Below are 2,053 nucleotides of genomic sequence, written 5' to 3'. Positions count from 1 at the left end.
TGTGCTTTGTACTCAATAAAAAACTAGGTAATCCGCCACTTCAGTTTGATTTGCTTATTTCAAGTTGAGAGTGGGGTATATTTATATGCTCTTTCAGAGATAAGAGCTCATGGGGACGAAGTAGAGAGTTTCTTACGTTTCTTATCCTTACAAGCAAGTTTTCGATTTTGTGTTAAAGAACTAGTGCTATACTATTGCTACCTAAAACCTCACACTTAAACATCAGTCCTTAAGAACCCTAATAATGCTTTCTCTTCACAGCTCTGGTATTTTTTGGTTCGTCCGCGGCGCGCTTGCTTGTAAGTCTCAAAGAACTGCCCTGCCAAAAATCGCTCAATGACAATGGGATGAATATAAGAAGCACGGCATACGGTTGGTGTATTACCTAGCTCTGCTGCCACACTTTTTACCATATTAATGACTAATTGCTGTCGCTCAGGGCTTTCTGCTGCGCTGGCTAGTATGTTAGCGCCTGCAGTCGTTTGTAGTTCGTCATAAAGGTAGCTTGCTGCGAGTACACTGGCCATCCATGTACGAAAATCCTTTGCGCTGTATAGCTTGCTTTCGCAGTCTATGCCGCACGTATGCATCCGTAAGTAGTCATTGATATCGCTACTGTCGACGACTTGTTTGTGCCCGTTGTCGTCTAAATATTTGAATATCTGATAGCCAGGTAATTCAGAACACGCTTGTACGATGTCCGTCAAACGCTCGTCTTGCAGTTCAATATGATGCTCTTTTGCGCTTTTGCCAACGAAATCAAATGCCAGTCCATTGTCGGTCTCACTGACATGCTTACTACGTAGCGTGCTTAAACCATAACTTTTATTTAACTTGGCATAACGGCTATTGCCAATACGAATTAAAGTAGTCTCTAACAGTTTAACCACCGCAGCGAGCACGTTAACTCGTGACAAGGGTTTGGCATCTAGGTCTAACTCAACCTGTGCGCGTAGGTTGGGCAGTGCCTCTGCAAAGCCAATCATGGCATCAAACTTCGCTCGATCACGTACGCGATCCCACTCTGGATGGTACAAGTATTGTTTGCGCGCTTTGTCATCACGTCCTGTCGACTGTAGATGCCCTGTTTCATCTTGGCATATCCAAACGTTCGACCACATCGGTGGTATCACCAAAGCATCAAAACGCTTGCGCAAAGCCTTGTCTTTGACCGTGTTACCAGTGGCATCCTTATAAGTAAAACCGCGACCCCAGCGGCGGCGCTCATAACCAGGCTCATCATCACTCACGTAGCGTAAATTCGCCAAACGAGCCAGATGTTCATAGTTATGGCGCACATCTACTGCTTTATCTGTCTGATGGTTTGGCTTAGCCATAAAAATATCCGTCTTATAAAATAGTCGTTTTAGCATAATTAATGATGGCTATTTTTACTGTTTACTTGCCACGGGCAAAGTGTAATCGATGTGTAAAACTAAGCGGATGGCAGGGTTCTCAATTATTGAATTTTAGGGCATAATTTAATGACTATCAAAACTTAAGTTGAATAAAACACAATGAAAAACCCTTCTATAAAAATCACTTCATTATCTAATGCAGATTACGACTTTTGGTTAGCATTGTGGCAAAACTACCTAACCTTTTATGAGACCAGTTTGCCCATGAGCACGACTGATGCGACATGGCACAACTTGCTAGATAGCAATATAGCTATTTATGGATTTGGCGCATGGCAGGGTGATACATTGGTAGGTATCACTCATGTGGTGCTGCATCCCAGCACTTGGACCAGTACTGGATGTTGCTACCTGCAAGATTTGTATGTTAGTGAATCTATTCGCGGGCAAGGTATTGGAAGGGCCTTGATTGAATATGTGTATGACTTTGCTACTCAAAAAGGCTGCAACCACGTCTATTGGAAAACACAAGAAAGTAATACTGACGCACGCCAATTGTATGACAAAGTCGCAAGCTTAACGGACATGGTGCAGTATCGTAAAAACCTATGATTTGTACTATAGTCAAGGCAAAGTAAAGCAATCACAGATCCAAAGAAAATAAAAGAACAGCGTATCTATACAATCTATTTGCC

At 42.6% G+C, this 2,053-nt stretch carries 2 protein-coding genes; one reads left to right on the top strand and one right to left on the bottom strand.

Annotation, left to right across the window (positions count from 1 at the left end):
* Positions 1 to 215 precede the first annotated feature (215 nt).
* Positions 216 to 1,337, bottom strand: a complete 1,122-nt coding sequence (locus QL982_RS14310) for a DNA topoisomerase IB (protein WP_290166013.1) — start codon at positions 1,335 to 1,337, stop codon at positions 216 to 218.
* Between the two features lie 180 nt (positions 1,338 to 1,517).
* Between QL982_RS14310 and QL982_RS14305 the strand changes: the two genes are divergently transcribed.
* A complete protein-coding gene (locus QL982_RS14305) occupies positions 1,518 to 1,970 on the top strand; it encodes a GNAT family N-acetyltransferase (RefSeq protein ID WP_290166015.1) in 453 nt (150 codons plus the stop codon).
* The last annotated feature ends 83 nt before the right edge of the window (positions 1,971 to 2,053 follow it).

Origin of the sequence: Psychrobacter sp. 5A.1, assembly GCF_030407455.1 — a bacterium.
Taxonomy (GTDB): Bacteria; Pseudomonadota; Gammaproteobacteria; order Pseudomonadales; family Moraxellaceae; genus Psychrobacter.
The sequence above is the reverse complement of the archived record's forward strand: the minus strand, read 5'-3'. Positions and strand labels throughout refer to the sequence as shown.